This window comes from Streptomyces antioxidans, assembly GCF_000968685.2.
Lineage (GTDB): Bacteria > Actinomycetota > Actinomycetes > Streptomycetales > Streptomycetaceae > Streptomyces > Streptomyces antioxidans.
Genome location: NZ_LAKD02000043.1, coordinates 1 through 26,235 on the forward strand (window position 1 = coordinate 1; position 26,235 = coordinate 26,235).

Sequence of the window (26,235 nt, forward strand, 5' to 3'; positions counted from 1 at the left end):
GCCAGGGTGGGGTCGGGGCCGAGTTCGAGGAAGACGCCGGTTTCGGGTGCGATGTGGGTGATGGCGGGGTGGAAGTGGACGGGCTGGCGGATGTGTTGCGCCCAGTAGCGGGGTGTGGTGATTTCCTCGTCGGCTGGTTGGCCGGTGAGGTTGCTGAGGATTGGGATGGTGGGTGAGTGGAAGGTCAGGCCATCGATGGCCTGCGCGAAGGGTTCCAGGATGGGGTCCATCAGGGGGGAGTGGAAGGCGTGGCTGACGGTCAGTGTGCGGGTCTTGCGGCCCTTCGAGGCCCAGGTGGTGCTGATGTCGGTGACGAGTTCAAGAGGGCCGGAGATGACGGTGTTGGTGGGGGTGTTGAGGGCGGCGATGCTCACTTGGTTGTCGTGTGCGGCAAGATCTTCGGCAAGTTCCTCAGCCGTGGCGGTGATGGTGGCCATGCCTCCGCCGTCGGGGAGTCTTCCCATGAGGGTGGCGCGGGTGGCGACGAGGTGGCAGGCGTCGGGGAGGTCGAAGACTCCGGCGATGTGGGCGGCGGCGATTTCGCCGATGGAGTGGCCGATGACGGCGCCGGGGCGTACGCCGAGCGAGTCGAGGAGTCGTGCCAGGGCGATGTGTAGGGCGAACAGTCCGGCTTGGGCGTAGGTGGTGTGGTCCAGCAGCGCCGCCTGCTCGGGGTCGGTTTCGAAGACCACCTGCCGTAGCGGGTGTTGGAGATGCGGGTCGAGGAGGGCGCACACCTCGTCGAAGGTTTCGGTGAAGACGGGGAAGTGGTCGTAGAGTTCGGCGCCCATGCCGGGGCGTTGGCTGCCCTGTCCGCTGAAGAGGAACACGGTTTGGCCGGTGGCCTCGGCGGCCGTGCCGGGGTGCACCAGGCCCGGATGTGGTTCCCCGGCGGCCAGTGCCTCCAGCCCCGCGACCAGCTCCTCGCGGTCCTGGCCGATGACCACGGCCCGGTGGTCGAAGAGCGTCCTGGAGCGCAGCAGGGACCATCCCACATCGGTGACACTCACGCCGGGGTCGGCGTGCACCCGTTGGGTCAGCGCCCGCGCCTGGCCCCGTAGCGCCTCCGTACCGCGCGCCGACACCACCCACGGCACCGGCCCACCCACCGACTCCACCAGTTCCCCCGAACCGACCGCCGCCCCCGGCTGCGCCTCAGTGCCCCCCTGTGCCATTGCGACCCCCTCGGGGGCCTGCTCCAGGATCAGATGGGCGTTGGTCCCGCTGATGCCGAACGACGAGACCCCCGCCCGCCGCGGATGCTCGCCCCGGGGCCACTCCCGCGCCTCGGTCAGCAGATGGACATCGCCCGTGCTCCAGTCGACATGGGGGGTCGGTTCGTCGATGTGCAGTGAGGCGGGCAGCACCCCATGGCGCATGGCCATCACCATCTTGATGACCCCGGCCGCGCCCGCGGCCATCTGTGCGTGCCCGATGTTGGACTTGATGGACCCCAGCCACAGCGGATGCCCCTCGGGCCGCTCCTGCCCATACGTGGCCAGCAGCGCCTGGGCCTCGATCGGGTCGCCCAGCGGCGTACCCGTACCGTGTGCCTCTACCGCGTCCACATCGGACGCGGACAGCCGGGAGTTGGCGAGCGCCTGCCGGATCACCCGCTGCTGGGAGGGCCCGTTGGGCGCCGTCAGGCCGTTGCTCGCGCCGTCCTGGTTGACCGCCGTGCCCCGGATCACGGCCAGCACCCGGTGGCCGTTGCGGCGCGCGTCCGACAACCGTTCCAGTAGCAGGACGCCCACGCCCTCGGCCAGGGTCATGCCGTCGCTGTTGGCCGAGAACGCCTTGGACCTGCCGTCCGGCGCGAGCCCCCGCAGCTCGCTGAAGCCGATGAACGGTGCCGTCGAGGACATCACGGCCACGCCCCCGGCGAGCGCCATTTCGCATTCGCCCTGCCGGATCGCCTGGCAGGCCAGATGCATGGCGACCAGGGAGGAGGAGCACGCGGTGTCCACCGTCATCGCGGCGCCCTCCAGACCGAGGGTGTACGCCACCCGGCCGGACACCACACTGGCGGAGTTGCCGATGGTGAAGTAGCCCGCCGAGCCCTCGGGCACCTGGGAGGCGTCGGAGCAGTAGTCGAGGTGATCGCAGCCGATGAAGGTGCCGGTCCGGCTGCCCCGCAGCGACTCAGGATCGACCCCGGCGTGCTCGATGGCCTCCCAGGACGCCTCGAGGGCCAGCCGCTGCTGCGGCGCCATCCCCAGGGCCTCGCGGGGGCTGATGCCGAAGAATGCGGCGTCGAATCCCGCGGGGTCGTCGATGAAGCCGCCCTCGCGCGCATAACTCGTCCCAGGATGGTCCGGGTCTGGGTGGAGGAGATTCTCCAGATCCCAATTGCGGTCGGTGGGGAGTTCCGAAATGGCGTCCCGCTCCGCGGCGACGAGTTCCCACAGCTCTTCTGGGGACCGTACGGCTCCGGGGAAGCGGCAGGACATTCCCACGATGGCGACCGGTTCATGCCCCGCGGACTCGACATCCTTCAGACGGCGCTGTGTCTGCCGGAGATCCGCCGTCACCCGCTTCAGATAGTCGAGCAGCTTCTCTTCATCGCTCACCATGGTCGGCCACCCCCACTTCCCTCGGTCCGGAATGCTGAACGCTATTGGCGGCGGCAGTCGTAACTGCCTTGCAAGGTACTTCCGTCGGGGAAGGTGAAGCTCGTGGTGTCCTTGAAATGCCCTGGCCCGAGCACCTGATAGTCATCCCTAAGGTCCAGCTTCACGCCCGTTGTCTCCCCCGATGCGTTCGGGTTGATCACTTGGGTGAGGGGGCCCTTGAATATCAGATGGCCGTCCTTCCAGCCGGGCGAGGTGTAGTTCCCCGAGGAACCCCAGTTGTCGTGGTACTGGGTGATGAATGTCCGGTCCACGGGATTCCAGCCGAAGGACGAACGGCCCACCACGCCCCCGGGTTCGAGCGTGGCGTCCGTGTAGAGGTAATGCCCGCCCAGCGCCCGCTTGGTGTTCAGCTTCAGCACCGCGGGCTTTCCGCCGGGCGGTGGGGTGTAGTCACAGGTGTGGGAGCCGAGCAGAAAGTCCAGATCGCGGATCTGCGGGGGAGCGGGGAGCGGATTTCTGCCGCGCGGCGGTTCGGCTCTGGTATCGGGCTCGGCGTTCACGGGGGAGACGGTGAGCGCGATCAGGCTCAGGGCGGCCATACCCACGACACCGGCGGGGATCTGCCGGGTCCACCTTCTCCGCCGGGCCGCGCCCCGCGCTTCCCGTTCCCGTTCCCGTTCCCGTTCCCGTTCCCGTTCCCGTTCCCGTTCCCGTTCCTCCGAGCTTTCGGTACGCACACTCGACTCCCAACCGTCAATCGGGCGTTGACCTGCGGCTGAGCCGCTTGAGCGGCGGCCTGTCCGGCATATGGCGACCATCATTTGTGCCGTCACCAAAGTGGGCCTAACGCCCGGCTTGGCCTGCTCGTCGATGGCGAACCGATACCAAATGGGGTGCGGCGAAAAGCGGCGTACTGGCCTCGCGTTAGCCCAGCTTTAGCCCGCCCGCCGACCATGAATGCCGACCGTGGCGATGAGGGCGATGAGGAGGATGACGATGGGCGGCTGGCCGGAGCTGGAGAAGTACATCGATCGGGCCCCCACCTCGAAGGAGATGATGGCCTGGATCGAGCTGATCGTCAGCCAGGGCATTCGCCGGGCGGGCTATCCGGCCGACGGCTGGACCGAGGAGTGGGCCGCCGAACAATTCCGGGAGACCGGCCTGGCGGACGTACGGCTGGAGCCGCTGGACACGCCCATCTGGCGGCCGCGGTCCGCCACCTTCGAGATCTGGCCCACCGGGCGACCCGATGAGGCCATCCGCTTCCAGGGACTCGCCCTGCCGTACACCACCCCGACCGAGGGCACCGAGGGCCCGTTGGCGCGGATGGAGAACGGGGAGGTGCGGGGCTCCATCGCGGTCCAGGAGATCGGCTTTACTCAGCTGCCGCAGACCGAGGTGGAGGCCCGGGCCACGGGCTCCTACGACCCCGAGGGCGTGTTCCCCGACCTCGTCCAGACCGTGCCCTTCGACCTCCCCCATGTGCTGGACTTCGACATCGCCATCAAGGACGGCGCCACGGCCTATGTCGGCCTGCTCACCGGACTGCCCTGGGAGACCAGCGACTTCTACTGGCCGTATGACGCCGAACGGCGCCCCATCCCCGGCATCTGGCTGAGCGGCGCGGACGGGCAGCGGGTCCGCGAGCTGATGACGTCGGGGGAGTGCGAGGGCCGGATCGTCTCCGATGCCACCATCACCGAGGAGACCACCCACAATGTGGTGGGCACCCTGCCCGGCGCCTCCGATCACTGGGTGATCGTCGGCTCACACCACGACGGCCCCTGGGCATCGGCGGTGGAGGACGCCTCCGGGGTCGCGCTCGTCCTGGCGCAGGCCACGTTCTGGGCGTCGGTGCCACAGGAACTGCGGCCGCACAACATGCTGTTCGTGCTGACGTCCGGCCATATGGCGGGCGCCGCGGGCACCCAGGCGTTCATCGCGGCGCACCCGGAGCTCTTCCCCCGGGTCGTCCTCGAAATGCATCTGGAACACGCCGCCCGCCAGGCGGAGGTGGTCGACGGCGAGGTCGTGCCCACCGACCATCCCGAGGTCCGCTGGTGGTTCACCACCCAGGCGCCCCAGTTGGAGCAGCTGGTGGCCGACTCCCTCGCGGCGGAGGACCTGCGCCGCTCGTGGATCCTGTCGCCGACCGCCTTCGCGCCGAACCCGGCCACCGACGGCGCCTACTTCTACTACACGGGTGTGCCACTGGTGCAGCTGATCACCACGCCCATGTACATCTTCGATCCGCGGGACACCCCGGACAAGGTGGACGAGCGGAGCCTGGTGCCGCTCACCAGGGGGGCGGCGCGGATCATCGCCGGTACGGCGGGCTGTGAGCCCGACACCCTCAGGGTGCCGATCGACGGGGCGTAGCAGTCCCGCTGAACGGGGACGGCCCGCCGTATTCCCGGCGGGCCGTCCCCCGTTGCCCTACCGGCGGCCCGACACCCGGCACAGCGCCGTGGCCGTTCGGTGCGGATCGCTCTCGGAGCGGGCGGTGAGGACGACCGCGCCCCGCCGCTCGGCACCCTTCCGCGCGGCCACGGCCACCTCCACGTCCACCGAGCCACCGGCCCTGGCGGTGGCGAGGCGGTTGGGCAGCCAGGCGGACCAGCCGCGGCCGACGGCCTTCGCCGACAGCCGGTAGACATCCGAGTCCACCGATGTGGCCGGAGTCTTCGCCCGGTCCCCGGTGGCGCGCCCGGTGTTGGTGAGGCCGAAGGTGCACACGGCCCGGGAGCGGGAGGGGTCCCCCTTGGCCGTACCGCGGTGCAGGGCCACTCCGCGGCGCTGCGGTCCGGCGCCGTCCAGGGACTTCACGGCGATGGTGTACGAGAGCACTCCGGACCTGTCGCGCTTGAGGTCGAGCACATAGAAGTGCAGCCGGTTGGCCCGGTCGGTGTACTCGTACTGGCTGCCTGAGTCGGCCCCGGCGTGGAAGAGCGCATCGCTGAGCTGCCGGTAGTCACCCATGGTGATCTTCTGGGTGGTGCCGTCGGGGCGCTCGAAGTCCACCATGTCGATGTCCTCGGGGTGGGCGTCGACCACCCAGGCGAACGGTGCCCGGTCCTGGTCCTTGGTCTTGGCCAGCAGCACCCCGTGGTCCGGGGTGAACGAGTCCATGCCCATGCGGTCGACGACCTCGACGGTGTAGTTGTCGTAGCCGCCGCCGTCACACAGCGGGTCCGTGGCGTTGTCGCAGGGCCCCGACAGATCGCCGCCGCCCATGGCGATGTTGACCCCGGAGAGCCCCTGCTCGCCCGGTGGCGCCGAGCGTGCGGTCACCCGGGCCACGACCAGGCCGGAGCTCTTCAGCGCGGCGCGGTCCAGCCGCAGCACGTTCTTCTCGTCCACGATGCCGAGCTTCAGCTTGTCGCGCAGCACATGCTGGGAGCCCATCGAGCCCCCGGCCGTGGCGGGGATCCGCCACCGGGTGTGGGGACCGCCGGGGCCGTTGAAGGAGCCGCGGGAGAGCATGCTCCAGATGCCGGTGTACGCACGGCTGAGCGGGGTGCCGTACGGGTTGTTGTAGTTGTCCCCGATGCCCAGGATGTGGCTGAGCTCATGGGCGTACACGGCCATGCCGGAGCTCTCGGCCTGCACCGATGACCCGTCGGCGGCGTTGGGCCAGATACGGGCCGCGGCCTGCCAGGACGTCCACGGCACGTAGCGGGTCCGGGCGGAGTTGTCGCCCGTGGGGGCCGGTGGTCCCCAGGCGGCGGGTATGTCCGGTGCGCCCGGGAACTTCATCGGGCCGAACTCCTGCCAGGTGGACGACTCGTCCTGTCCGGCGGTGAGGTAGAAGACGAAGTCGAAGGAGTCCGCCTTGCCTGCGCCGACATCGGCCACCCAGGCGGCCCTGCCGTCCTCCCGGATGTTCTTGCCACAGGTGTCTCCGGGCGGGCAGGCGCCCGGGTTCATCGAGTCCTCGACGCCGTACTGATGGGACCGGCCCGGCATGCGGTACACACCGAAGGCGGTCAGATCGACACCGATGCGGCCGCCGGAGTCCTCCATCCAGTACTCGTTGATGGTGTGACCGTTGTTCAGCGGCCCAGGTGTGTTGAGGAAGTCCTGGTAGAAGCGCGGAAGCCGGGCGCGAGGGACATCGGAGGCGCTGGGCTGCGGATTGCCGAACAGCGTGGACCCGGGCGGTTGGCCGACCGTGAACTCCTCGTCCGGATAGTCCAGGAGCACCAGCGCACCCTTGAAGGTGCGCTGGGTGGGCTTGACGGCGGGGTCCGCCCAGTCGGTACCGGGGACCGCGCGGTAGTCGGCCCAGGTCATGTCGTCGGGGTTGCGCCAGTGCTGCGGATCGATCGGCCGCACCGGCGACGGCCGGGCGGGGGCGGCCGACGGTGTGCCGTCGGGGGTGGCCCGGGCGGGCCCGGCGGCGATGGCCGCCGCGGTGGCGAGGACGGCGGCGACGACGGTCAACCGGCCGACGGGTCTTCGGGGGAGGATCAAGGCTCACCTCGTGTCGGGCGTCTCGGAGCTCAGACATGACAAGCCGTGCGAGCGGTATGCCTACGGCTGCCCAAAAGGTAGGACGGGGAAGGGAGAGGCGCCAGAGTGCGTCGGGGCGCCAGTGCGCCTGGGGACCTCCGAAGTGCCCCGGGGATGCCGAAGTGCTTAGGGGCCGCGGATGTGCCCCGGGAATGCCGAAGTGCCTAGGGGCCGCGGACGTGCCTGGGGAATGCCGAAGCGCTCAAGAGATGCCGAAGTGTCCCGGGAATGCCGAAGTCGGAGGACGGCTGACGGACCGGTCGGAAAGCGCGATAGCGTGTACCGGCCAACGGGAGCTGCCGCCGCCTGGGACTTCGCCAGCACAGCCCGGGAACAGCCCACCCCGGAAGGCGAGGTGCGCCCGCGCCCCCGAGGTGCGTCCGCGCTCGCCCGAAGCCGGGCACCGGCCCTCCTTCCGTCCGGCGCGATTCGTGGATACCAGCACACCCGTGGATACCAGCCACTTGTGGATACCAGCACTAGGAGACCTCTTGACCAGCCCAGAACAGCGCATGGCTGACCTGCTCAAGACCTTCGGTGAGCCTGCGGCGAATACCGCGTACCTGCTGTGCGACAGGCACCCGGACGACGCCGTCGCGTTCACGGTGGTGGGCAAGGACTTGACCGGCTATGACCTGACGTACGGGGAGCTCCGTGACCGTTCCTCGCGCATGGCCGGTGCCCTGGCCGCCCTGGGGGTCGGAGTGGGCGACCGCGTCGCCACCTTGATGGGCAAATCCACCGAACTGCTGGTCGCGAGCCTTGCGATCTGGCGGCTCGGGGCCGTCCAGGTGCCGCTGTTCACCGCGTTCGCCCCGCCCGCCATCGCGCTGCGGATCACGGGCAATGACACCAAGGTCGTGATCGCCGACGCCGATCAACGCCCCAAGCTGGACCCGGAGTCCGGCTTCCCCGGTGAGCGCCCCTGGCGGATCGTCACCACCGGCCCGGCCACCGGGGCCGATCTGTCCTTCGCCGAGCTGGCCGAGGGGAACGCCCCGCTGCCCGAGCCGGTGGCCGTGGGCGGCGACGGGCTCATCGTGGAGCTGTTCACCTCGGGCACCGCGGGCACGCCGAAGGCCGTCCCGATCCCACTGCGGGCCGTCGCGGGCTTCGCCATGTACCAGCAGTTCGGCCTGGACCAGCGGCCCACCGATGTCTTCTGGAACGCCGCCGACCCGGGCTGGGCGTACGGCCTGTACTACGCGCTCATCGGGCCCCTCGCCCTCGGGCAGCGCGCACTGCTGCTGAACGGCCTGTTCTCCGCGGAGTCCACCTGGGAGGTGCTGTCCCGCTTCGGGGTCACCAACTTCGCCGCCGGGCCCACCGTCTACCGCAAGCTGCGCTCCTCCGGCATCCCCGCCCCGGCCGATCTGCGGCTGCGCTGCTGCTCCGCGGCGGGCGAACCGCTCCCCCCGGACGTCGTCGACTGGGCGCTCGAGACGCTCGGCGTGCCGGTGCGCGACCACTACGGTTCGACCGAGCTGGGCATGGTGATCGCCCACGCGTGGCACCCGGCGCTGCGGGACGAGATCAAGCCCGGCTCCATGGGCCGTCCGCTGCCCGGCTGGGGGGTCAAGGTGCTGCGCGAGGACACCAACTCCGCGCTGGCCCGCGTGGACATCCCCGGCCGGGTCGTGGTGGACATCCCCGACAGCCCGCTGATGTGGTTCAGGGGCTACCGCGACGCCCCCGAGCAGACCGCCGAGAAGTTCAGCCCCGACGGGCGCTGGTTCTACACCGGTGACACCGCCTCCCGCGACGAGGAGGGTCACCTGTTCTTCTCGGGGCGCGGTGACGACATCATCCTGATGGCGGGTTACCGCATCGGCCCCTTCGAGGTGGAGACCGTGCTGCTGGAGCACGCCGCGGTGGCGGAGGCCGCCGTGGTCGGCGTACCGGACGAGGAGTACGGCGAGATCGTGGAGGCGTTCGTGGTGCCGCGCGCCGGGATCGAGGCGGGCGACGCGCTCGGGGCCGAGCTGCAGCAACTGGTCAAGGAGCGGTACGCCAAGCACGCCTATCCGCGGCAGGTGCACTTCGTGACCGAGCTGCCGAAGACCTCCAGCGGTAAGACACAGCGGTTCCTGCTGCGCCCGCAGCAGACCACACCGCGGAGCCGCTGAGCCGGCGCGGCCTTGGGGCACTGAGGTACCGAGCGCCGCCGGGACACCGAGGTACCGCGCGCCGCCACATACGCCCCGGGGCCCCGTGTACGGCACGGGGCGCCGGGGCGTATCTGGTGCGCGCTTTCCGTACTCCCGTGGGCTGGGCCCGGGGTCAGCGGCGGGACCGGGACAGCGCCTCCCGTACCGCCTCCTCGGTGCGCCCCACCAGCGCCGAACCGTCGTCCGCCGTGATGAGGGGCCGCTGGATGAGCTTGGGGTGCTCGGCGAGCGCCGCGATCCAGCGGTCCCGTGCGCTCTCCTCGCGCGGCCAGTCCTTCAGGCCCAGCTCCTTCGCGGCCGTCTCCTGGGTCCGGGTGATGTCCCACGGATCCAGCCCGAGCCGGTCGAGCACCGCGCGGATCTCGTCCTGGCTCGGTACGTCCTCGAGATAGCGGCGCACGGTGTAACCGGCGCCCTCCGCGTCGAGCAGGGTGAGCGCGCTACGGCACTTCGTGCATGCCGGATTGATCCAGATCTCCATGCCGCACACGGTACCGCGAGACCGCCCTGGAACGGGGTCTGACCAGGGGCCTTTGTCAGTACCCGGCGGTAGAATGGAGGGAGTTGAAGGGAAGCTTTCCCGACCGACGCAGGAGGCTGCCGATGGCCGTTGCCGGACCCCCTCTTCAGGATCTGCCGACCTTTCCGACCCTGCCGAAGAAGCGGATGCCCGCCGGGCGCCCGCGTGAGTGGTACGAGTCCCACAACCGCCGTCTGAAGGCCATGCGCCTGGCCATCGCGCTGCTCAACTCCGGTGTCTACCGCCCCGAGCAGGCGTCCAACCGCAAGATACGCACCACGGCCGCCCGGATCGGGGTGCATCCGCCGTCCGACACCACCTGCCGGATGGTGCGCTCCCTCATCCGCACCGATCACACCGACCGAACTGACCACCTCGCCCGCCGCTGATACCGGTAAGCCCCTTCGGGTCTCCGGTTCCTTTCCGCTCGGCGGAAAGGAACCGGAGACCTCCGGGAATCGCGTGGTCTCGGACGGGTGGGAATTGAGGGGCGAAGAGTGCCGGGGAAATGTTCCACGGAGAGCCGCGGCGGTGTTCCGGATAACCGGCGGCGCGGCGGCGGCGCGCACTCTCCGCTGGGGTTTTCTCCGCTCTTCTCCGCTCCTCCCGCTTCTCTCCCGTTGCGAGGGGGCAGGCGCGGGCGCACGCTCTCCTTGACGGAGGGAGTCAGCGATGACCCAGCAACCGCCGTCGGAGGTGGTCGACCGCCCGGTCGTCGGCTCGTACCCGACCTACGCCGGGGCTCAGCGCGCAGTGGATTTCCTGGCCGACAACAAGTTCCCGGTGGAGCACACCGCGATCATCGGCTCGGACCTCCGGATGGTCGAGACCGTGCTCGGGCGGCTGACCAGGGGCCGTGCGGCGCTCGCGGGCGCCGGTACGGGGGCGTGGTTCGGACTGCTGATCGGGCTGCTGCTGTCCGTGTTCGCGGCGGGGGCCCACAACGTGATCGTGCTGCTGCTGAGCGGTCTGGTCTATGGCGCGATCTTCGGCGCGATCTTCGGTTTCGTGGGGCACGCCATGACCGGAGGGCGGCGCGATTTCTCGTCCCGCAGCCAGATCGTGGCCGCGCGCTATGAGGTGGTCGCGGACGCCCAGGTCGCCGATGACGCGAAGAACATGCTGGCCAGGCTGGCGATGCGGGAGGTCTAAGCGGCCCCGGGAAGTCTCCGGGGGTTGGTGCGCGTACTAACCGCGTTAGGAGTAGGGTGGGGCTCCGAGAGAGATCGCGCCGACCCCGAGGAGCGACGGTGACCACCGCCAGGAGCATGCGCACGGACGGAGTCCTTCCGCGGCTTCTGCTCGTCGTGGTGCTCGCGCTCGGGGTCCTGGTGATGCACACCCTGGGCCATCCCGAGGGTGGCTCCGGCCCGGGTATGACCCATTCGGCGCACCATGCGTCCGGTGGGGCGCGCCCCGTGTCGCATGGCGGCGGTGGGCCGTACGACGGCAGTGTGCTGTACGACGGAGATCCTGCGCCCGATGGCACCGGCCACGGTGGTGCCACCGACACCGGAACGCAGCGGACCGCCGCCGCGCCGTCCGCCGAAGCCGGGCATGCCCCGGCCGCGCCCGAGACAGAGCCACGCGAACCCATGACCGCTATGGACATGGCCTCGCTGTGTGTCGCGGTACTCGGCGTATGGGTCCTCGGAGCGCTCCTGGGCGCCGTGTTCGCCCGCCGGGGCGGTCCGCCGCTGGGGCTTCCCGTGGTGGGGGCCGTCGTCGCGCGGCCCGACCATCCCTCGCCCGGCCCCGACCTCACCGCCCTGTCTGTTCTGCGGATATAGGCCGCACCGCGCGTAAAGCGCCGGTACGCCCCAAAGAACAGTCAACACTTGGCAAAAAGAGGTATATCGACATGACCGCATTCATGCGTGCCCCGCGAGGGTCGATCCATCGCCGTCTCGCGTTCGTGGGCGCCGTCACCGCGGGAGGGCTGCTGCTCGCCGGGTGTGGCGGCGATGGCGACACGAAGGGCGCGGACCACACGGGAGCGAAGGAGTCCGCCACCTCCGGAGCGACAGCGAGCTCGACGGCGGGCACGGGCGCGTTCAACGCCGCGGACGTCACGTTCGCGCAGATGATGATCCCGCATCATCAGCAGGCCCTGGAGATGGCCAGGCTGGCCGACGGCCAGGCGTCGAACGCGCGGATCAAGAGTCTGGCGGGGCGGATCGAGAAGGCTCAGGATCCGGAGATCGTCACCTTGAAGTCCTGGCTCAAGGGCTGGGGCAGGCCGGAGAAGGCGCCCTCGAGCGAGATGCCCGGAATGCATCACGATGCGGGCGGTAAGGGCACCATGGAGGGAATGATGTCCGAGGAGGACATGCGGAAGCTCAAGGCCGCCAAGGGGCCCGCCTTTGACCGGGCCTTCGCGAGCATGATGATCGACCATCACAAGGGCGCGATCGCCATGGCGAAGGACGAGAAGAAGAACGGCCGTAACGCCAAGGCCAAGAAGCTCGCCGACGACGTCGTGAAGAACCAGTCGAGCGAGGTCGCCACCCTGCGGACCCTGCTCCACCGGCTCTGAGTCGCGTCACATCCCGCCCTGGGCCTCGCGGCCCCTCCGCACGGCCCTGGGCGGGCCCTTGGCGGGCCGTAACGCCAGGGGCGGGCCTGGGGCGTGCTGGGGGTGGTGTGCTGGGAGCGCTACATCCCGGGGGCGCAGCCCAGCAGGGGAGGCAGTAGCGGTAAGCCCGCCACGACCGCCGCCAGCACGCCGCACAGCGCGGGATGCGGACGCCGCCGGACATCCAGCATCCGCCGCAGCCGGACCACGGCGCCCGGCCCGCCCACCGCGAAGGCCCCACCGGGGGCGTGGGCGGCCTTGCCCGCCGCCATCGTGCAGAGGGCGGAGGCGAGCGCCTGGCGCGGATGGCGGCGCAGTGCGCGGTCGTCCGCGGCCATCTCCAGCAGGAGCGCCGTCTGCGCCCTGGCCTCACGCGCCAGCGGCAGCCACCGGAACACCCGGGCGAACGTCTCCGTGGCCGCCAGCGCCAGATGGTGGCGGCCCGCGATATGCGCCCGCTCATGCTCCAGTACGGACTCCAGCTGCGTAGGGGAGAGCAGCCGCAGCGCGCCCGCGCTCACCACGATCCGCGGCCTGCGGCCGGGCAGGCAGTAGGCCGCGGGCGTGTCATGGTCCAGCACGGTGGCGCGCAGCCGCGCCGAGCGTCGGCCGACCAGATCCAGAACACCCCGGTGGCGGGCGCGGACACGGCGGGCCCGCAACACCTCATGGCCGAAGCGGACGAGCGGAATCAGTGCCACCGAGGCGGGTGCGGCGATGGCCGGAACGCCGATCGGGCCGGTGGCTGGCATCCGGGCGTCCAGGGTCAGCCCGCAAAAACGGAGCAAGCCCGACATTCCACTGTGAAGATGCCAAGTTGGGGTGACGAGGTGATAAGTGGTCAGAGCGAGCGCGATGGTGAACGACAGGACCAACCCATGCCAAACGGCAACCGCCAGGGCGGGTGTGCGATGCGGCCAGGCGCTGCCCGCCAGCGCCTTCGGGGCCACCACGCCGACGGCGGCGGCATAGCAGGCCAGGGCGAGGGCGGCCGTCACGCCTCGGTCCGCCGCCCCGCGGCCCGCAGGGCCTTGCGCAGCGCGCTGACCTCCTCGGGGCCCATCTGCTCGACGAAGTGGGTCAGGGCGGCGGAGCGGTCGTCACTGGTGCCGAGGGCGTCCTCCATCAGTGCCGCGGTGTACTCCTCGCGGCTGCGGACCGGTGAGTAGACCCATGCGCGGCCCTCCTTGGCGCGCAGCAGCCAGCCCTTGTTGTAGAGGATGGAAGCGACGGTCATCACCGTGGTATAGGCGACCGGGCGGTGCTCGTTGATGTCGTCCACGATCTCCCGCACCGTCGTGGGGCGCTGCCAAGCCCAGAGGCGGTCCATGATCTCCGCCTCGAGGTCCCCCAACCGTCGCATGGACGCTTCCTTCCGCCGTTAGTACGGAGGCCCATAGTAGAGACCCCTCGGCGGGGCGCCGCACGCGGCCGTGGGAAAACCCTCAACTCGCCCTGCCCGCGATAGGCTTGACGGCACGCGCATTCAAATCCGTTTGGTTCGAGGGAAGGGAAGTCCGGGTGACTGGTCTCAACAAGGGGCTTCAGAAAGTCGAGGTGGCGCTCAAGTGGGATCCGAGCCCCCTCGGTGAGCCGCCCCACGATCTCGACATCGTGGCCGGGACGTACCGCGCCGCCGATCCGTATGGTGCGCCCGCGTACCTCGTGCACTTCGACAGCCGCTCACCGGACGGCACCATCAATCTCAACCGGGACAGCCGCACCGGTCAGGGCCTCGGCACCGACGAATCCATGACCCTCGAGCTCGAGCGGCTGTCGTCCGAATACGTTCGGGTGGTCATCGGGATAACCATCCAGCAGGGTTCGGGGCGGAAGGTGTTCGGGGATGTGGCGAACACCGGTGTCCGGATTCTCGACGGATACACCGAACTCCTGGCAAGTGACTTCACCGGTGTCGCAGAAGCCACTTCTGCCACCGTCGCGGTATTCGCCAGGGACGATGCGGGGGAATGGGGAATTCAGAGCGCTATTCGTGGATTCGACGCGGATCCCGAGGTCTTTGGGCAGCTCATGGGCAAGGACTATTCCTGAGCGTCCGGGTCGCCCCCGGAGAGCTTCCAGGGAGCTTCCGCTAGGGCTTCTCGAGAAGCCCCCGACGGACCGGATCACCCCGGGCCCGATGTGGCGCGGGGCCCGCACGGTCGTCGTGCGGGCCCCGCGCCGATTCCGGACATCGAGTTAGATGTCGGATCCGGTCCCGGCCGGCGGGCGGCCCGGAGAGCGCGGCCCCCGGGTGAGGGTGTAGCCGCCCACCCCGGCGAGCGCTGCCAGCGCCGCGCCGATCACGGTCCACACCCAGCGGTCCGACCACCAGCCGGAGCCCCAGCCGTCCCCCGGCTCGGCGACCGCGTGCGGAATGTCCCCGCCCTTGCCGTCGTCGTCCGGCGGCTCGGAATCCGTGTCCGGTGCCGTTCCCGCCCGCAGCACTGGATTGAGCGGGCTGACGTCCCCGCCGTCGGCGTGTGCCCCGCCCGCGTCCCGTACGGACGCCTCGACCTCGGCGTCGATCGGCAGCCCGAGGTCCTGGGCGGGCAGATCGACGACGGTGAGCCGCACGTAATACGCGCCCTGCAGAGGGTCGTTGGCCCAGCGCTCGGACCAGGACCGCACCCGGCGCAGGGTGCAGCTCACGGTGACCGTCCGGTCCTGCTGGGCCGCCCGGCGCGCCGGGGTGCCCGAGGCGCACGGCTGGTGGCGGCGCAGACCGTCGTAGACATCCAGCTGCCAGGTGGCGCCGCCGTGCCGGCTCGAGGCGTCGGGCAGCTTCAGCTCCGCCTTCACCCCGGGGACCTGCCCGGCGGCGGCCGGGAACACCCAGTACAGATAGTCGCCGGTGGAGGCCGCCGCGGTGGCCCGCCGCCCGGGCTCGACCTCCGTGGCGGTACGGAAGTTCGTCCCCGCCTCGGTGGGTGCTTCCTTGCCGCTCTTGCCGTCGGTGCCGTCCTCACCGTCCGCGGCGGCCGGTGCGGCGGCGGTCAGCCAGGCGGCGGCGCACAGGGTGAGCGCGGCGCCGAGAATACGCAGGGCACGCATCAGTTGGACCTCCAGACGGTGACACGCCAGCGGGCCAGCCAGCCCCACAGCAACCCCACGAGCAGCCCGCCCGCGGTGAGCACGCCCAGCAGCACCCAGCCGCGGCCCAGGCCGAAGGCGGCCACATCGGCGGGCGGATCGTCGTTGTCCACCACATCGACGGCGAACTCCACCGGAAGGCCCGGAGCGCGCTTGACGGAGGCGGGCGCGGAGAACGACTGGCTCAGCTCCACGCAGACCGTCCGCGCCGTCTCGTCCTCGTCGTCATCCGCATCCGCGACCGGATAGCGCAGCCCGCTGGAGATGACGTCCGTACGGCCGCTGCCCGCCTCGCTGCCGCGCACCAGCTCCCGGCCGCCCGGGGTCACCGCCCGCAACAGCACGCCGTAGTCCGGGTCCACGGCGCGGTCCACCGCCACGCTCGCCGACGCCCGCAGCTCCTGACCGGGCGCCACCCGCATCCGGTACCAGCGGTGTTCCCCGAAGCTCTCCCGGTCGCTGTAGAGGCCGGAGCCCAGGTACGGGGCCTTGGCGCACTCCGCGGCGCCCCGCACCGGCGTGGGCGTCTCCACCGGCGTATCGGCCGAGCGCCGGACCAGCTGCTTGATGCGGCCGGAGAGCTGGTCCCGGTGCTGGATCGCCGTGTACGTGCCACCGGTGGCCTCGGCGATACAGCTGAGCTGTTCGCGGACCTTGCGGTCCAAGGTCAGGCCGAGGGTGTCGACGACCAGGTGGGTCCCCTGGGCGGCCAGTTCACGGGCCACATCACACGGGTCCGGCAGACCGCAGGAGTCCTCGCCGTCCGTGATCAGCACGATCCGGCGGGTTCCCTCGCCCCCGGAGAGGTCCTTGGCCGCGCCGCGCAACGCCAGTCCGATGGGCGTCCAGCCGGTGGGGCGCAGGGTGGCGACCGCCGCCTTGGCCTCGGTGCGGTCCACCTGGCCCACCGGGTAGAGCCGCTCGCTGTCCTGACACCCGGCTTTACGGTCCTTACCGGGGTAATTCGCACCGAGGGTGCGGATGCCCAGCCGCACCTCTTCCGGTGTGACGTCCAGCACTTCGTTGAACGCCTGCTTCGCCGCCGCCATCCGGGTGTCGCCGTCGACGTCGCGGGCCCGCATGGAGCCGCTGACATCGAGCACGAGCTCGACCTTGGGGGAATCGGGCGCCGGCTCGCCGCCCATGGCGGCGGAAGGGGATATCAGGCCGAAGGCGAGGGCCGCGAGCAGCCCCAACGCGCCTGTCGCCAGACGTTTCTTTGTGATCACCGGCGCATCCTATGGAGCATCGTCCGAGTGATCCAAAAGCTCGCCGTCACGGTGGGACATACCGCGCAGGGTGTACGGAGGGTGTCCGGGTACTCCCCGGGGAGTGGACGAGAATCCCACTGGTGTCAGCCGCGGCGTTTGCCTCCGCCTCTTAGGGTTTCCCCATGGATCTCCGAAAGACCCGGCCGAGGGGCCGACGCCTGGCCGCCGTCGTGGCCGCCGTGGCCCTCCTCGCGGGCGGGGGCACCTGGGCGGTCGCCTCCTCCGGCGACCGGCAGGCCGTGCACCGCCAGGACCGCGTGCTGGACATGCCGGGCGCGCGCATCGACACCTCGTACTTCACGGCGGGCACCGGCCGCAGGCCCGCGGTCCTGCTCGGCCACGGCTTCGGCGGCAGTAAGGACGACGTACGCGACCACGCCGAGAAACTGGCCCGCGATGGATACGCCGTGCTGACCTGGTCGGCGCGTGGCTTCGGCAGGTCCACCGGGAAGATCGGGCTCAATGACCCCCACCACGAGGTGGCCGATGTCCGGCGGCTGATCGACTGGCTGGCGAAACGTCCCGAGGTGCGGCTCGACCGCCAGGGTGACCCCCGGGTGGGGGTCGCCGGCGCTTCCTACGGCGGGGCGATCTCCCTGCTCGCCGCCGGATACGACCGCCGGGTGGACGCCATCGCGCCCGAGATGACCTACTGGAACCTCGCCGACGCGCTCTTCCCGAACGGCGTCTACAAGAAGCTCTGGGCCGGGCTGTTCTTCACCACCGGCTCGGCCGACCTCAGCGGCGGCCAGGGCGGCCCGGGCGACATGAGCGGCGCGGGAGGCGCCGACGGGGGGATGGGCCCGGGAAGCCAGGGCGGCCAGCCGGACGCGAACGGCGGGGCGGGCCAGGGAGCCCAGGCGGACCCGGGAGACCCGAACAGTGGGGGAGAGGCCAGGACGGACCGGGGCCAGGGCTGCGGGCGCTTCGAGAAGCAGCTGTGCGAGATGCACGAGCGGGTCGCGGTCGCCGGAAAGCCCGACGCCGCCGCCCGCCGGATGCTCGAGGCCCGCAGCCCGTCCGCCGTCGCCGACCGGATCAGGGTCCCCACACTGATCCTCCAGGGACAGGCGGACTCCCTCTTCCCGCTCGGCCACGCCGACACCATGGCGAAGGCGATCCGGGCCACCGGGGCACCGGTCGCCGTCGACTGGACGGCCGGCGGACATGACGGCGGCGACCGCGAGACCTCGCGGGTGCTGGCCCGCACCCACGCCTGGTTCGACCGCTACCTCAAGGGCGACAAGGACACCGACACCGGTCCCGCCTTCCGGGTCAGCCGCACCGGCGGCGTCGACACCACCAACGGCGCCGTCCAGCTGCGGGGCGCCACCGGCGACCACTACCCCGGCCTCGGCGACGGCGGCCGAACGGTGGCGCTGCGCGGACGCGAGCAGTCGTTCACCAATCCGCCCGGGGCGGGGCCGCCCTCCATCTCCACCGTGCCGGGCGTCGCCGGACTGTCCCGGGCGTCCTCGCTCGGCGTCGGCCTCTCCCTCGACGTCCCCGGCCAGTTCGCCCGGTTCGACTCGGCGCCGCTCGACCGGCCCCTGCGGATCACCGGATCGCCCGAGGCGAAGGTGCGGGTCAAGGCCGACACGGACGACGCGGTGCTCTTCGCCAAGGTCTACGACGTGGGGCCGGACGGACAGCAGGTGCTGCCCGAGCAACTGGTCGCGCCGCTGCGCGTCACCGGCGCGAAGCAGGGCCGTACCGTCACCGTGCGGCTGCCCGCCGTGGACCACGAGCTCATCGCCGGCCACCGGCTGCGGCTCGTCCTCGCCTCCACCGACCTCGGCTACGCCTCCCCGGACGAGCCCGCCACCTACACGGTCGGGCTCGCGGACGGCGGCCTTACGGTGCCCACCGCACCCGGGGTGCACACCCAGCCCGCCCCGCTGCCCGCATGGGTGTGGGGGCTGCCGCTCGGCGCGGCCGTGGTGGCGCTCGCACTGCTGTTGACCGGCAGGCGGCGTACGGCCACTCCGCCGCCCGACCCCGAACTGGCCGAGGTGCCCCTGCAGATCACCGGTCTGAGCAAGCGCTACGCCAAGTCCGCCGACCGCTACGCGGTGCGCGATCTGTCCTTCCGCGTCGAGAAGGGGCAGGTGCTCGGGCTCCTCGGGCCCAACGGCGCGGGCAAGACCACCACTCTGCGGATGCTGATGGGGCTCATCGCCCCCGACGACGGCGAGATCCGGGTCTTCGGCCAGGCCATCAGGCCCGGCGCGCCCGTGCTCTCCCGCGTCGGCGCCTTCGTCGAGGGGGCGGGCTTCCTGCCGCATCTGACCGGCAGCGCCAACCTCGAGCTGTACTGGCGGGCCACCGGCCGCCCCGCCGTCGACGCCCATATCGAGGAGGCCCTGGAGATCGCGGGCCTGGGCGGCGCGCTGGAGCGTGCCGTACGCACCTACTCCCAGGGCATGCGGCAGCGGCTGGCCATCGCCCAGGCCATGCTGGGCCTCCCCGATCTGCTGATCCTCGATGAACCGACCAACGGTCTCGACCCGCCGCAGATCCGCGAGATGCGCGAGGTGATGATCCGGTACGCCGCCGCGGGGCGCACGGTGATCGTATCCAGCCATCTCCTGGCGGAGGTCGAGCAGTCCTGCACCCATCTGGTCGTGATGGACCGCGGCCGGCTCATCCAGGCGGGCGAGGTCGGCGCGATCACCGGTAACGGCGGCAGTGTGCTGGTGGGCCATGACGGCGAGTTGAGCGAGGCCCTGACGGGCAAGGTGGGCGCGCTGCCCGGGGTCGCCTCCGCCCGCCGCACCGCCGACGGACTGCTCGTCCAGCTCGACGGGACCACCCCGGCGCGGCTGCTCGCCGAACTGGTGCGGCTGGAGATCCCGGTGACCAGCTTCGGGCCCAACCGGCGCCTGGAAGACGCCTTCTTGACGTTGATCGGAGGAGGATCCGCGTGAGCTCCCTGTCCCAGGTCACCGAGGTCGCGCCCGGCTACCGGGCCGGTCACACCCTGCCGCTGCGGGTCGAGGCCGTACGGCAGCTGCGCCGTCGCCGTACCCTGGTGATGGGCCTGGTGCTGGCCCTGCTGCCGTTCGTCCTCGTGATCGCGTTCGCCATCGGCGGCGCCCCCGAGGGGCGGGAGAACCGGGTCACCCTGATGACCACGGCCACCGCCTCCGGCGCCAACCTCGCCGCCACCGCGCTCTTTGTCTCGGCCGCCTTTCTGCTGGTGGTGCCGGTCGCGCTGTTCTGCGGGGACACTGTGGCCTCGGAGGCCAGCTGGTCCTCGCTGCGCTATCTGCTGGCCGCGCCCGTGCCCCGGGCCAGGCTGCTGGTGAGCAAGCTGGTGGTGGCCCTGGTGTTCAGCGCGGCCGCCATGGTGCTGCTGCCGCTGGTCGCGCTCGCGGTGGGCACCGTGGCGTACGGCTGGGGGCCGCTGCGGATGCCCACGGGCGGTGAGCTGCCGGTCGGCGACGCCCTCGTCCGGCTGGCCCTGGTGGTGTTGTACATCTTCCTGTCCCAGCTGGTCACGGCCGCCCTGGCGTTCTGGCTCTCGACCGTCACGGACGCGCCGCTGGGCGCGGTGGGCGGCGCGGTGGGGCTCACCATCGTGGGCAATGTGCTGGACGCGGTCACCGCGCTCGGCTCGTGGCGCGAATTCCTGCCCGCACACTGGCAGTTCGCGTGGGCGGACGCACTCCAGCCCCATATGGAATGGGGCGGAATGGTGAAGGGCGTCTCGGTGTCCGTCGCCTACGCGCTGGTGCTCATCGCGCTCGCCTTCCGCGGCTTCGGCCGCAAGGACGTGGTGTCCTAGCCCGGCCACGGCCACAGCCACAGCCCCCTGTGCGGGCCTCGGCCGCCGGGCCGGGTCAGTAGTCCTTGACGGTGTAGGAGTTGACCACCTGGTAGAAGTCATCGCCGATATTGGTCGGGTTGGCGTCGGGCTCCGGCCCGGCCGATGCGTCCCGCGCCTCCTTCCGGGCGATGTTGTCCAGCGCGAGCTGCTGGTTGGCCGCCACATAGCCCCGCAGCTCGCGCTCGTAGGCGGCGAAGGCCGCGGTGTGGTCGCCGCCGGCGGCCCTGAGCTCGCCCGCCAGGACATAGGCGCCGACCACCGCCACGCTGGTGGACTGTCCGGACGCCGGTGAGCCGCAGTATCCTGCGTCGCCGACCAGGGCCATCCGGCCGCGGGACCAGGAGTCCATATGGATCTGGGCCGTCGCGTCGAAGTGGAAGTCCGGCGCCCCCCACATGTACTCCAGCAGCCGCGGCATCTCCCAGCGGGCGTGCCGGTACCGCTCGGCGACCAGCTGCTTCTGCTCCGAGACGGACCGGGAGCCGAGGAACGTGGCGGGCGGTTCCTCGGATTCGATGCCGATGTAGACCCGGGCCTCGGCGTTGTCGCGGACACTCATCAGCATGCCGCCCCAGGCGGCCCCGGCCATCTGGTAGACGACCTCCCAGCGGTCCAGGCCCAGATAGTTCGGCACCGTCCACACGCCCAGATAGCCCCCCAGATGGCGCAGGAAGCTCTCCTCCGGGCCGAAGACCAGCGCCCGGGTGGAGGAGTGCACCCCGTCGGCCGCCACCACGATGTCGAAGGCGCGCGCACCGCCCCGGTGGAAGGTGACCGCCACCTCGTCGGGCTCCTGGACGAGCGAGGCGATGGAATCGTCGTAGAGATACTCGATCCCTTCGCCGCCCGCGGCCATCAGCACCGAGGACAGGTCGTCCCGCAGGATCTCGATGTCGGAGCTGTTGAGATCCCCGCCACTCGCGGTCCGCTCGGTGGTGCTGAACAGCTCCTTCCCATCGTCGTCGACGATCGACATGCCGCGCAGCCCGGTGCGGCGCGCCCGGATCTCCTCCAGCACGCCCATCCGTTCGCACACCTCGAGCGCCGGGCCCCGCACGTCGATCGCCTGTCCGCCCGGCCGCGGCCGCGCGGCGCGCTCCACGACGGTGACCTGAAAGCCATAACGATCCAGCCAGTAGGCGAGCGCGGGCCCGGCGATACTGGCCCCCGAAATCAGAACCCGTGCATTCCCCATGGTGTTGTCCCTTCCGAATGTCAACCACCGAATGTGGTGCCTCGAAAGAGACTGGCCGGAGCCACCGACACCGCGCCGACGCGGCACCGACGCCGGGCCGATGACGCGCCGACGAGCCGCCGACGCGGTACCGACGGGGCTCCGACACCCCGGTGTCGCGGGGGAGTTGGGCATGGCCGGGGTCGATCGGCGGGCGGGCGGAACTCTCTCATCGGTTAATGAGAGTGTTACTCAGATGTGTTGTGTGGTTCCGCACTGATCGATCAGACTGGGGATTCCGACCGGTCAGCCCAAAAGATCGGTCGCCGCACTGGTGACGTTCGGTCCGCCCCCCACGATCCGAACAGGATGGGACCTTATGCGCAATTCACTGGAGCACGTCCGCGTGATCCCCGCCGCCGTCGTGCCCGTCTGTCCGAGACCCCGCCGGAGATCTCACCTCTCCCCGCGCGGATCGGCCACGGTAGCGGCGTAGCCGCCTCTCACCACTCACCGAACGGCGGATCGCCCCGGCCTTCCCGGCGACGCCGTCCTCCGGCCTGCCCGTAGGCGCCTGCCCCTGCGCATATGCCTGCGGGCCAGGTGGTCTGCCATGACCACGCGGTCTGCCATGCCACGCGGCCCGTCGTGACCTGGGTCTGCCATGACCGGGTCTGCGATGGCCGGGGTCTGCGATGGCCGGGGTCTGGCATGACCACTGATCTGTCATGACCACGGCTGGAACGTCGGCGTGCCCACGGCCCGTTCGGTGACGCACCCCCCACGAAAGGAACCCCTCAGGTGCTTACTTCGCACCACCCACGATCACGCGAATCCCAGCAACCCGTGCCCGCCGCTCGTGGCGGCGTGGCGGGACCGAGCGGGCATGTGCTGGCGGTTGGCGAACCGGGCCCCAGGCTCGACCGGCTGACACGGACTCTCGTCTCCACCGGGCACCAGGTGAGCCATGCGGAGCCCGGCGACGTCAGCCGACAGATGCGCCACTCCCCGCCGGACGCGATCGTCGCCCTGGACGACGCCGAGGACGGACTCGACCTGATACGCGAGGTCCGCGCCGTCCCCGCGGGACGGGCGCTCCCCCTGCTGATGGTCACCTCGGCCCCCGGCCCCGCCGGCGTCGCCGACATGCTGCGCGGCGGCGCCGACGACTGCGTGGCGGAGACCTCCGACCCCGTGGAGCTCTCCGCCCGGATCGAGGCCAAGCTGCGCCGGGTCCCGGTCCCCGTCGAGAACCTGCTGCTCGACCCGCGCACCGGCCTGTACTCCCAGCCCCACTTCCTGGGCGAGCTCGACCGGGAGCTCAAGCGGGTCGACGACAGCCGCACCGGTGGCGTCGTCGCCATGGTGGGTGTGGCCGAAATCGCCGCCCTCGAAGCCCGGTTGGGGCCGCGGGTGCGCCGTGAGGTCGCCGAACGCCTCGCCGGAGTGGCCGAGAAGCTGGGCGGCGTCTGCGACCGGCTCGGCTGGGACGACGAAGGCCATCTGCTGATGCTGATGCCCGGTGTGGACGAGGACACCGCGCGCCGCGAACTGCAGAACTTCGCCAACGCCGTGGCCGGGACCCGCTTCGTGGTCGCCGATGAGAACGTACGGCTGACCCCGGCGATCGGCTGGACCCCGCTGGCCGACTGCGCGGACCGCGCCCAGACCGTGGCCAACGCCCGGAACGCGGTCGAGGAGTCGATCCGCCACCGGGATCTGCGGCCGGTCAAGTACGCGGCGTGGATGCGCGGCACCCACCGGCGCAGCCGCCGTACCCTCGCCACCGCGCTCCGCGCTCTGCTGTCGGCGCTCTCGCCCGTCCTGGTGCTCCTCTTCGGAGTGGGCATCCCGTTCGTCTTCTACCAGCAGATGTACGAACTGGGCTGGGACGTCGGCTCGGCCGCGTACTGGGTCGTGGTGTCCGGTCTGGTGCTCTCGGCCGCGCTGATCGTGCTGGAGTGCCTCTTCTCGCTCGACGCCAAGCCCCGGCCCGAACGGCCCGCGCAGCCGTATCCAACGGCCAGCGCCGTCATCGCCGCGTATCTGCCCAATGAGGCCGCGACCATCGTCGACACCATCGAGTCCTTCCTGCGCCTGGAGTATCCCAACGAGCTGGAGATCGTGCTCGCGTACAACACCCCGCACCCCATGCCCGTCGAGGAGACCCTGCGCGAGATGGCCCGCCGCGATCCGCGGCTGGTGCTGCTGCCGGTGGCGGGCAGCACCTCCAAGGCGCAGAACGTCAACGCCGCGGTCACCCGGGTGCGCGGTGAGTTCGTCGGCATCTTCGACGCGGACCACCACCCGGTGCCCGACGCCTTCCAGCACGCCTGGCACTGGCTGTCGAACGGCTATGACGTGGTCCAGGGCCACTGCGTGATCCGCAACGGCGAGAGCTCCTGGGTGTCCAAGCTGGTGGGAGTGGAGTTCGAGGCCATCTACGCCGTCAGCCACCCCGGCCGGACCCGGCTCTACACCTTCGGCGTCTTCGGTGGCTCCAACGGCTTCTGGCGCACCGATCTGCTCGCCAGGACGCGGATGCACGGCACGATGCTCACCGAGGACATCGACTCCACGATGCGCGCCCTGCACGAGGGCGCCCGGATCGCCACCGACCGCACGCTCATCTCGCGCGAACTGGCGCCCACCACCCTCAAGGCGCTGTGGAACCAGCGGTCGCGCTGGGCCCAGGGCTGGCTCCAGGTGTCGCTGAAGTACCTGTGGCGGGGCCTGCGTTCGCCGGCCTTCACCCCCCGTCAGAAGGCGGGGCTGCTGGTGCTGCTGGGGTGGCGGGAGATCCAGCCGTGGCTGACCCTGCAGATCCTGCCCGTGCTGCTGTACTCGGCGTGGCGGGCCGGGGGAGTGGACCATCTCGACTGGGCGGTGCCGGTCTGCCTGCTGGCCACCCTGTTCACCCTGTCCGCCGGGCTGGTGCAGGCGCTGTTCGCATGGCGGCTCGCGGTGCCCGAACTGCGCCGCCGCAGGGCGTGGTTCTGGCGGTACCTGGTGGTGTCCACCGTCTTCTACAGCCACTTCAAGAACATCGTGGCCCGTCAGTCGCTCCTCAAGGAGGTGCTGCGGGACCGCCAGTGGCGGGTCACCCCGCGCCCCGGCGACAAGGCGGTGAAGCGGACATGAGCACGGTGTCCACCACCATTCCGGCCACCACCGCCCCCCGGGCGGTCAACGGCACACCCGCCAAGTCCGCGCGCCCGCGGAACCGGATGAGCCAGGAGATCCAGGGCCTGCGGGGCATGGCGGCGCTCCTCACCGTCGTCTTCCACGTCTGGCAGCAGTACTTCGTCTACGACCGGGACGGCGCCCACTCACCGGTGCCCAACCGGTACGCGAACGCTCTGGTGTCGCTGGAGGTCATCGACCTCTTCTTCGTGCTGTCCGCGTATCTGCTGACGCTGTCCTACGCACGGGCGGCGATCGAGGGGGGCTCGACCCGGCCCGGCCGGGTGTTCCTCTTCCGGCGCGCCATCCGGATCGTCCCGCTGTACTTCCTGGCGGTGACGTTCGTCTGGGCCACCCGCAACCCCACCCTGCCCGGTGAGTGGTCCGATCTGCTGCACCACCTCACCTTCACCCAGGTCTTCGACCAGGAGCAGATCTTCTACACCATCGGCCCCACCTGGTCGTTGTCACTGGAAATCATGTTCTATGTGGCGCTGGTGGGACTCGGCCCGCTGGCCGTCCGCGCCTGCCGCCCGCTGCGCCGAAGGGCCTCCCGGGTGGCGGTGTGCGCGGTGGGCTGCGCCCTGCTCTACATCGGTCCGTTCATCTGGATCGCGGTCGCCCGCTACGGGCTGGACATCCCGCACACCGAATGGCCGGTGTACTTCGGACCGCAGGCCCGCTTCGGCGGGTTCGCCGCGGGCATGGGCCTCGCCGTGGCGATGATCGCCCTCGGCGACCGCGGACGGCTGGACGCGAAGGTGGCGATCCCGCTGCGGGCGGCCGCCCTCGCGGGGCTGTACCTGCTGTCCTACTCCGGTACGGAGGCGGAGGACTTCCCCACCACCTTCTACCACCCGCTGTCCGCCCTGCTGTGGATGCTGCTGCTCTACAGCACCATCCATGTCCGGCGGCAGGGGCGGTGGCACTCATGGCTCACCGCCCGCTGGCTCACCGGCGTCGGCCTGGCCAGCTACAGCCTCTTCGTCTGGCACGAGCCGATCATGCTGGCCCTGTACAACGCGGGCCTGCTGCCGCCCGACGGGCAGTCGGGCTTCCCGCTGGCCGTGGTCATCGTGCTGGTGGTGGCCGTGGCCGGCGCCGCGGTGAGCTACTGGGTCATCGAGTACCCGGCGAGCCTGCTCGGGAAGCTCAAGGACGGCCAGGGCCGTTCGCGTGACTTCTATCCGGAGGCCGCGCGCTAGCCAGGAACACACGTTCCCCGGTGTACGGGTGGCCGTACACCGGGGGGCGGTGGCTATCATCTGGCTCGTTCTTTACTCTGTAACGCGTGTGCGTCGGACATCAGTTCCGCTGGGAACCGGGCTTCCGGGGCA

20 protein-coding genes are annotated in these 26,235 nt (G+C 70.8%); 11 read left to right on the top strand and 9 right to left on the bottom strand.

Features of this window, described 5'->3' with window-relative positions; genetic code table 11:
* Both VT50_RS17495 and VT50_RS17500 read right to left on the bottom strand, forming a co-directional pair.
* Nucleotides 1–2,573: type I polyketide synthase (locus VT50_RS17495; RefSeq protein WP_143645234.1), on the bottom strand; the 2,573-nt coding region annotated here is incomplete at its 3' end.
* Between the two features lie 41 nt (nt 2,574–2,614).
* Nucleotides 2,615–3,172: a hypothetical protein gene (locus VT50_RS17500; RefSeq protein WP_240529195.1), complete on the bottom strand. Its 558-nt coding sequence runs from the start codon at nt 3,170–3,172 to the stop codon at nt 2,615–2,617.
* A 397-nt stretch (nt 3,173–3,569) separates the two neighbouring features.
* Between VT50_RS17500 and VT50_RS17505 the strand changes: the two genes are divergently transcribed.
* Nucleotides 3,570–4,952: a M28 family metallopeptidase gene (locus tag VT50_RS17505; RefSeq protein ID WP_046089462.1), complete on the top strand. Its 1,383-nt coding sequence runs from the start codon at nt 3,570–3,572 to the stop codon at nt 4,950–4,952.
* Between the two features lie 57 nt (nt 4,953–5,009).
* Here the strand turns inward: VT50_RS17505 and VT50_RS17510 are convergent, their stop codons facing one another.
* Complete coding sequence (locus VT50_RS17510; RefSeq protein WP_046089461.1) at nt 5,010–7,046, bottom strand: M6 family metalloprotease domain-containing protein; 2,037 nt, start codon at nt 7,044–7,046, stop codon at nt 5,010–5,012.
* A gap of 530 nt (nt 7,047–7,576) precedes the next feature.
* On the opposite strand from VT50_RS17510, the gene VT50_RS17515 reads away from it, so the two are divergent.
* Nucleotides 7,577–9,211, top strand: coding sequence for an AMP-binding protein (locus VT50_RS17515; RefSeq protein WP_078840935.1), 1,635 nt, complete (start codon nt 7,577–7,579; stop codon nt 9,209–9,211).
* Nucleotides 9,212–9,365: 154 nt separating this feature from the next.
* On the opposite strand, the gene VT50_RS17520 is transcribed toward VT50_RS17515, so the two are convergent.
* Nucleotides 9,366–9,734, bottom strand: coding sequence for an ArsC/Spx/MgsR family protein (locus VT50_RS17520; protein WP_046089459.1), 369 nt, complete (start codon nt 9,732–9,734; stop codon nt 9,366–9,368).
* A 122-nt stretch (nt 9,735–9,856) separates the two neighbouring features.
* Between VT50_RS17520 and VT50_RS17525 the strand changes: the two genes are divergently transcribed.
* The 4 genes from VT50_RS17525 to VT50_RS17540 all read left to right on the top strand — a co-directional run bounded on the left by VT50_RS17525 (nt 9,857) and on the right by VT50_RS17540 (nt 12,309).
* Nucleotides 9,857–10,162: a hypothetical protein gene (locus tag VT50_RS17525; protein ID WP_046089458.1), complete on the top strand. Its 306-nt coding sequence runs from the start codon at nt 9,857–9,859 to the stop codon at nt 10,160–10,162.
* Between the two features lie 283 nt (nt 10,163–10,445).
* Complete coding sequence (locus tag VT50_RS17530) at nt 10,446–10,925, top strand: YflT domain-containing protein (RefSeq protein ID WP_046089457.1); 480 nt, start codon at nt 10,446–10,448, stop codon at nt 10,923–10,925.
* A gap of 98 nt (nt 10,926–11,023) precedes the next feature.
* A complete protein-coding gene (locus VT50_RS17535) occupies nt 11,024–11,563 on the top strand; it encodes a hypothetical protein (RefSeq protein WP_053048768.1) in 540 nt (179 codons plus the stop codon).
* Between the two features lie 71 nt (nt 11,564–11,634).
* Nucleotides 11,635–12,309, top strand: coding sequence for a DUF305 domain-containing protein (locus tag VT50_RS17540; RefSeq protein WP_046089456.1), 675 nt, complete (start codon nt 11,635–11,637; stop codon nt 12,307–12,309).
* Between the two features lie 119 nt (nt 12,310–12,428).
* Here VT50_RS17540 and VT50_RS17545 read toward each other — a convergent pair whose 3' ends face one another.
* Nucleotides 12,429–13,346 carry a M56 family metallopeptidase gene (locus tag VT50_RS17545; RefSeq protein WP_046089455.1) on the bottom strand — a complete coding sequence of 306 codons (918 nt, stop codon included), beginning with the start codon at nt 13,344–13,346 and terminating at the stop codon, nt 12,429–12,431.
* Entirely contained in the window at nt 13,343–13,711 is a 369-nt protein-coding gene (locus VT50_RS17550) for a BlaI/MecI/CopY family transcriptional regulator (protein ID WP_046089454.1), read from the bottom strand. The genes VT50_RS17545 and VT50_RS17550 overlap by 4 nt, the downstream gene beginning before the upstream one ends.
* A gap of 107 nt (nt 13,712–13,818) precedes the next feature.
* Between VT50_RS17550 and VT50_RS17555 the strand changes: the two genes are divergently transcribed.
* Nucleotides 13,819–14,400, top strand: coding sequence for a TerD family protein (locus tag VT50_RS17555; RefSeq protein WP_276207311.1), 582 nt, complete (start codon nt 13,819–13,821; stop codon nt 14,398–14,400).
* 147 nt (nt 14,401–14,547) lie between these two features.
* Here VT50_RS17555 and VT50_RS17560 read toward each other — a convergent pair whose 3' ends face one another.
* A complete protein-coding gene (locus VT50_RS17560) occupies nt 14,548–15,402 on the bottom strand; it encodes a hypothetical protein (RefSeq protein ID WP_079343845.1) in 855 nt (284 codons plus the stop codon).
* Nucleotides 15,402–16,670, bottom strand: coding sequence for a VWA domain-containing protein (locus tag VT50_RS17565; protein ID WP_075200516.1), 1,269 nt, complete (start codon nt 16,668–16,670; stop codon nt 15,402–15,404). The genes VT50_RS17560 and VT50_RS17565 overlap by 1 nt, the downstream gene beginning before the upstream one ends.
* A gap of 164 nt (nt 16,671–16,834) precedes the next feature.
* On the opposite strand from VT50_RS17565, the gene VT50_RS17570 reads away from it, so the two are divergent.
* On the top strand, nt 16,835–19,639 hold the full coding sequence (locus VT50_RS17570; RefSeq protein WP_079343846.1) for an alpha/beta fold hydrolase: 2,805 nt from the start codon (nt 16,835–16,837) through the stop codon (nt 19,637–19,639).
* A 5-nt stretch (nt 19,640–19,644) separates the two neighbouring features.
* Nucleotides 19,645–20,499 (top strand): ABC transporter permease, encoded by an 855-nt coding sequence (locus VT50_RS17575; RefSeq protein ID WP_420822199.1) that lies wholly within the window; start codon nt 19,645–19,647, stop codon nt 20,497–20,499.
* Nucleotides 20,500–20,554: 55 nt separating this feature from the next.
* Here VT50_RS17575 and VT50_RS17580 read toward each other — a convergent pair whose 3' ends face one another.
* Nucleotides 20,555–21,736 carry an FAD-dependent monooxygenase gene (locus tag VT50_RS17580; RefSeq protein WP_046089094.1) on the bottom strand — a complete coding sequence of 394 codons (1,182 nt, stop codon included), beginning with the start codon at nt 21,734–21,736 and terminating at the stop codon, nt 20,555–20,557.
* A gap of 846 nt (nt 21,737–22,582) precedes the next feature.
* Between VT50_RS17580 and VT50_RS17585 the strand changes: the two genes are divergently transcribed.
* Both VT50_RS17585 and VT50_RS17590 read left to right on the top strand, forming a co-directional pair.
* The gene (locus tag VT50_RS17585; protein ID WP_240529196.1) at nt 22,583–24,856 is read left to right on the top strand and encodes a glycosyltransferase; all 2,274 of its coding nucleotides are present in this window, start codon (nt 22,583–22,585) and stop codon (nt 24,854–24,856) included.
* Nucleotides 24,853–26,103: an acyltransferase family protein gene (locus tag VT50_RS17590; RefSeq protein ID WP_046089095.1), complete on the top strand. Its 1,251-nt coding sequence runs from the start codon at nt 24,853–24,855 to the stop codon at nt 26,101–26,103. Before VT50_RS17585 ends, VT50_RS17590 begins: the two co-directional genes overlap by 4 nt.
* Nucleotides 26,104–26,235: the final 132 nt, after the last annotated feature.

Bases quoted from the DNA above. Each gene is read 5' to 3' on its own strand.
- VT50_RS17525 (WP_046089458.1), top strand. From the start codon at position 9,857: ATGGCCGTTGCCGGACCCCCTCTTCAGGATCTGCCGACCTTTCCGACC.
- VT50_RS17550 (WP_046089454.1), bottom strand. From the start codon at position 13,711: ATGCGACGGTTGGGGGACCTCGAGGCGGAGATCATGGACCGCCTCTGG.
- VT50_RS17500 (WP_240529195.1), bottom strand. From the start codon at position 3,172: ATGGCCGCCCTGAGCCTGATCGCGCTCACCGTCTCCCCCGTGAACGCC.
- VT50_RS17540 (WP_046089456.1), top strand. From the start codon at position 11,635: ATGACCGCATTCATGCGTGCCCCGCGAGGGTCGATCCATCGCCGTCTC.
- VT50_RS17590 (WP_046089095.1), top strand. From the start codon at position 24,853: ATGAGCACGGTGTCCACCACCATTCCGGCCACCACCGCCCCCCGGGCG.
- VT50_RS17570 (WP_079343846.1), top strand. From the start codon at position 16,835: ATGGATCTCCGAAAGACCCGGCCGAGGGGCCGACGCCTGGCCGCCGTC.
- VT50_RS17530 (WP_046089457.1), top strand. From the start codon at position 10,446: ATGACCCAGCAACCGCCGTCGGAGGTGGTCGACCGCCCGGTCGTCGGC.
- VT50_RS17505 (WP_046089462.1), top strand. From the start codon at position 3,570: ATGGGCGGCTGGCCGGAGCTGGAGAAGTACATCGATCGGGCCCCCACC.
- VT50_RS17560 (WP_079343845.1), bottom strand. From the start codon at position 15,402: ATGCGTGCCCTGCGTATTCTCGGCGCCGCGCTCACCCTGTGCGCCGCC.
- VT50_RS17580 (WP_046089094.1), bottom strand. From the start codon at position 21,736: ATGGGGAATGCACGGGTTCTGATTTCGGGGGCCAGTATCGCCGGGCCC.
- VT50_RS17520 (WP_046089459.1), bottom strand. From the start codon at position 9,734: ATGGAGATCTGGATCAATCCGGCATGCACGAAGTGCCGTAGCGCGCTC.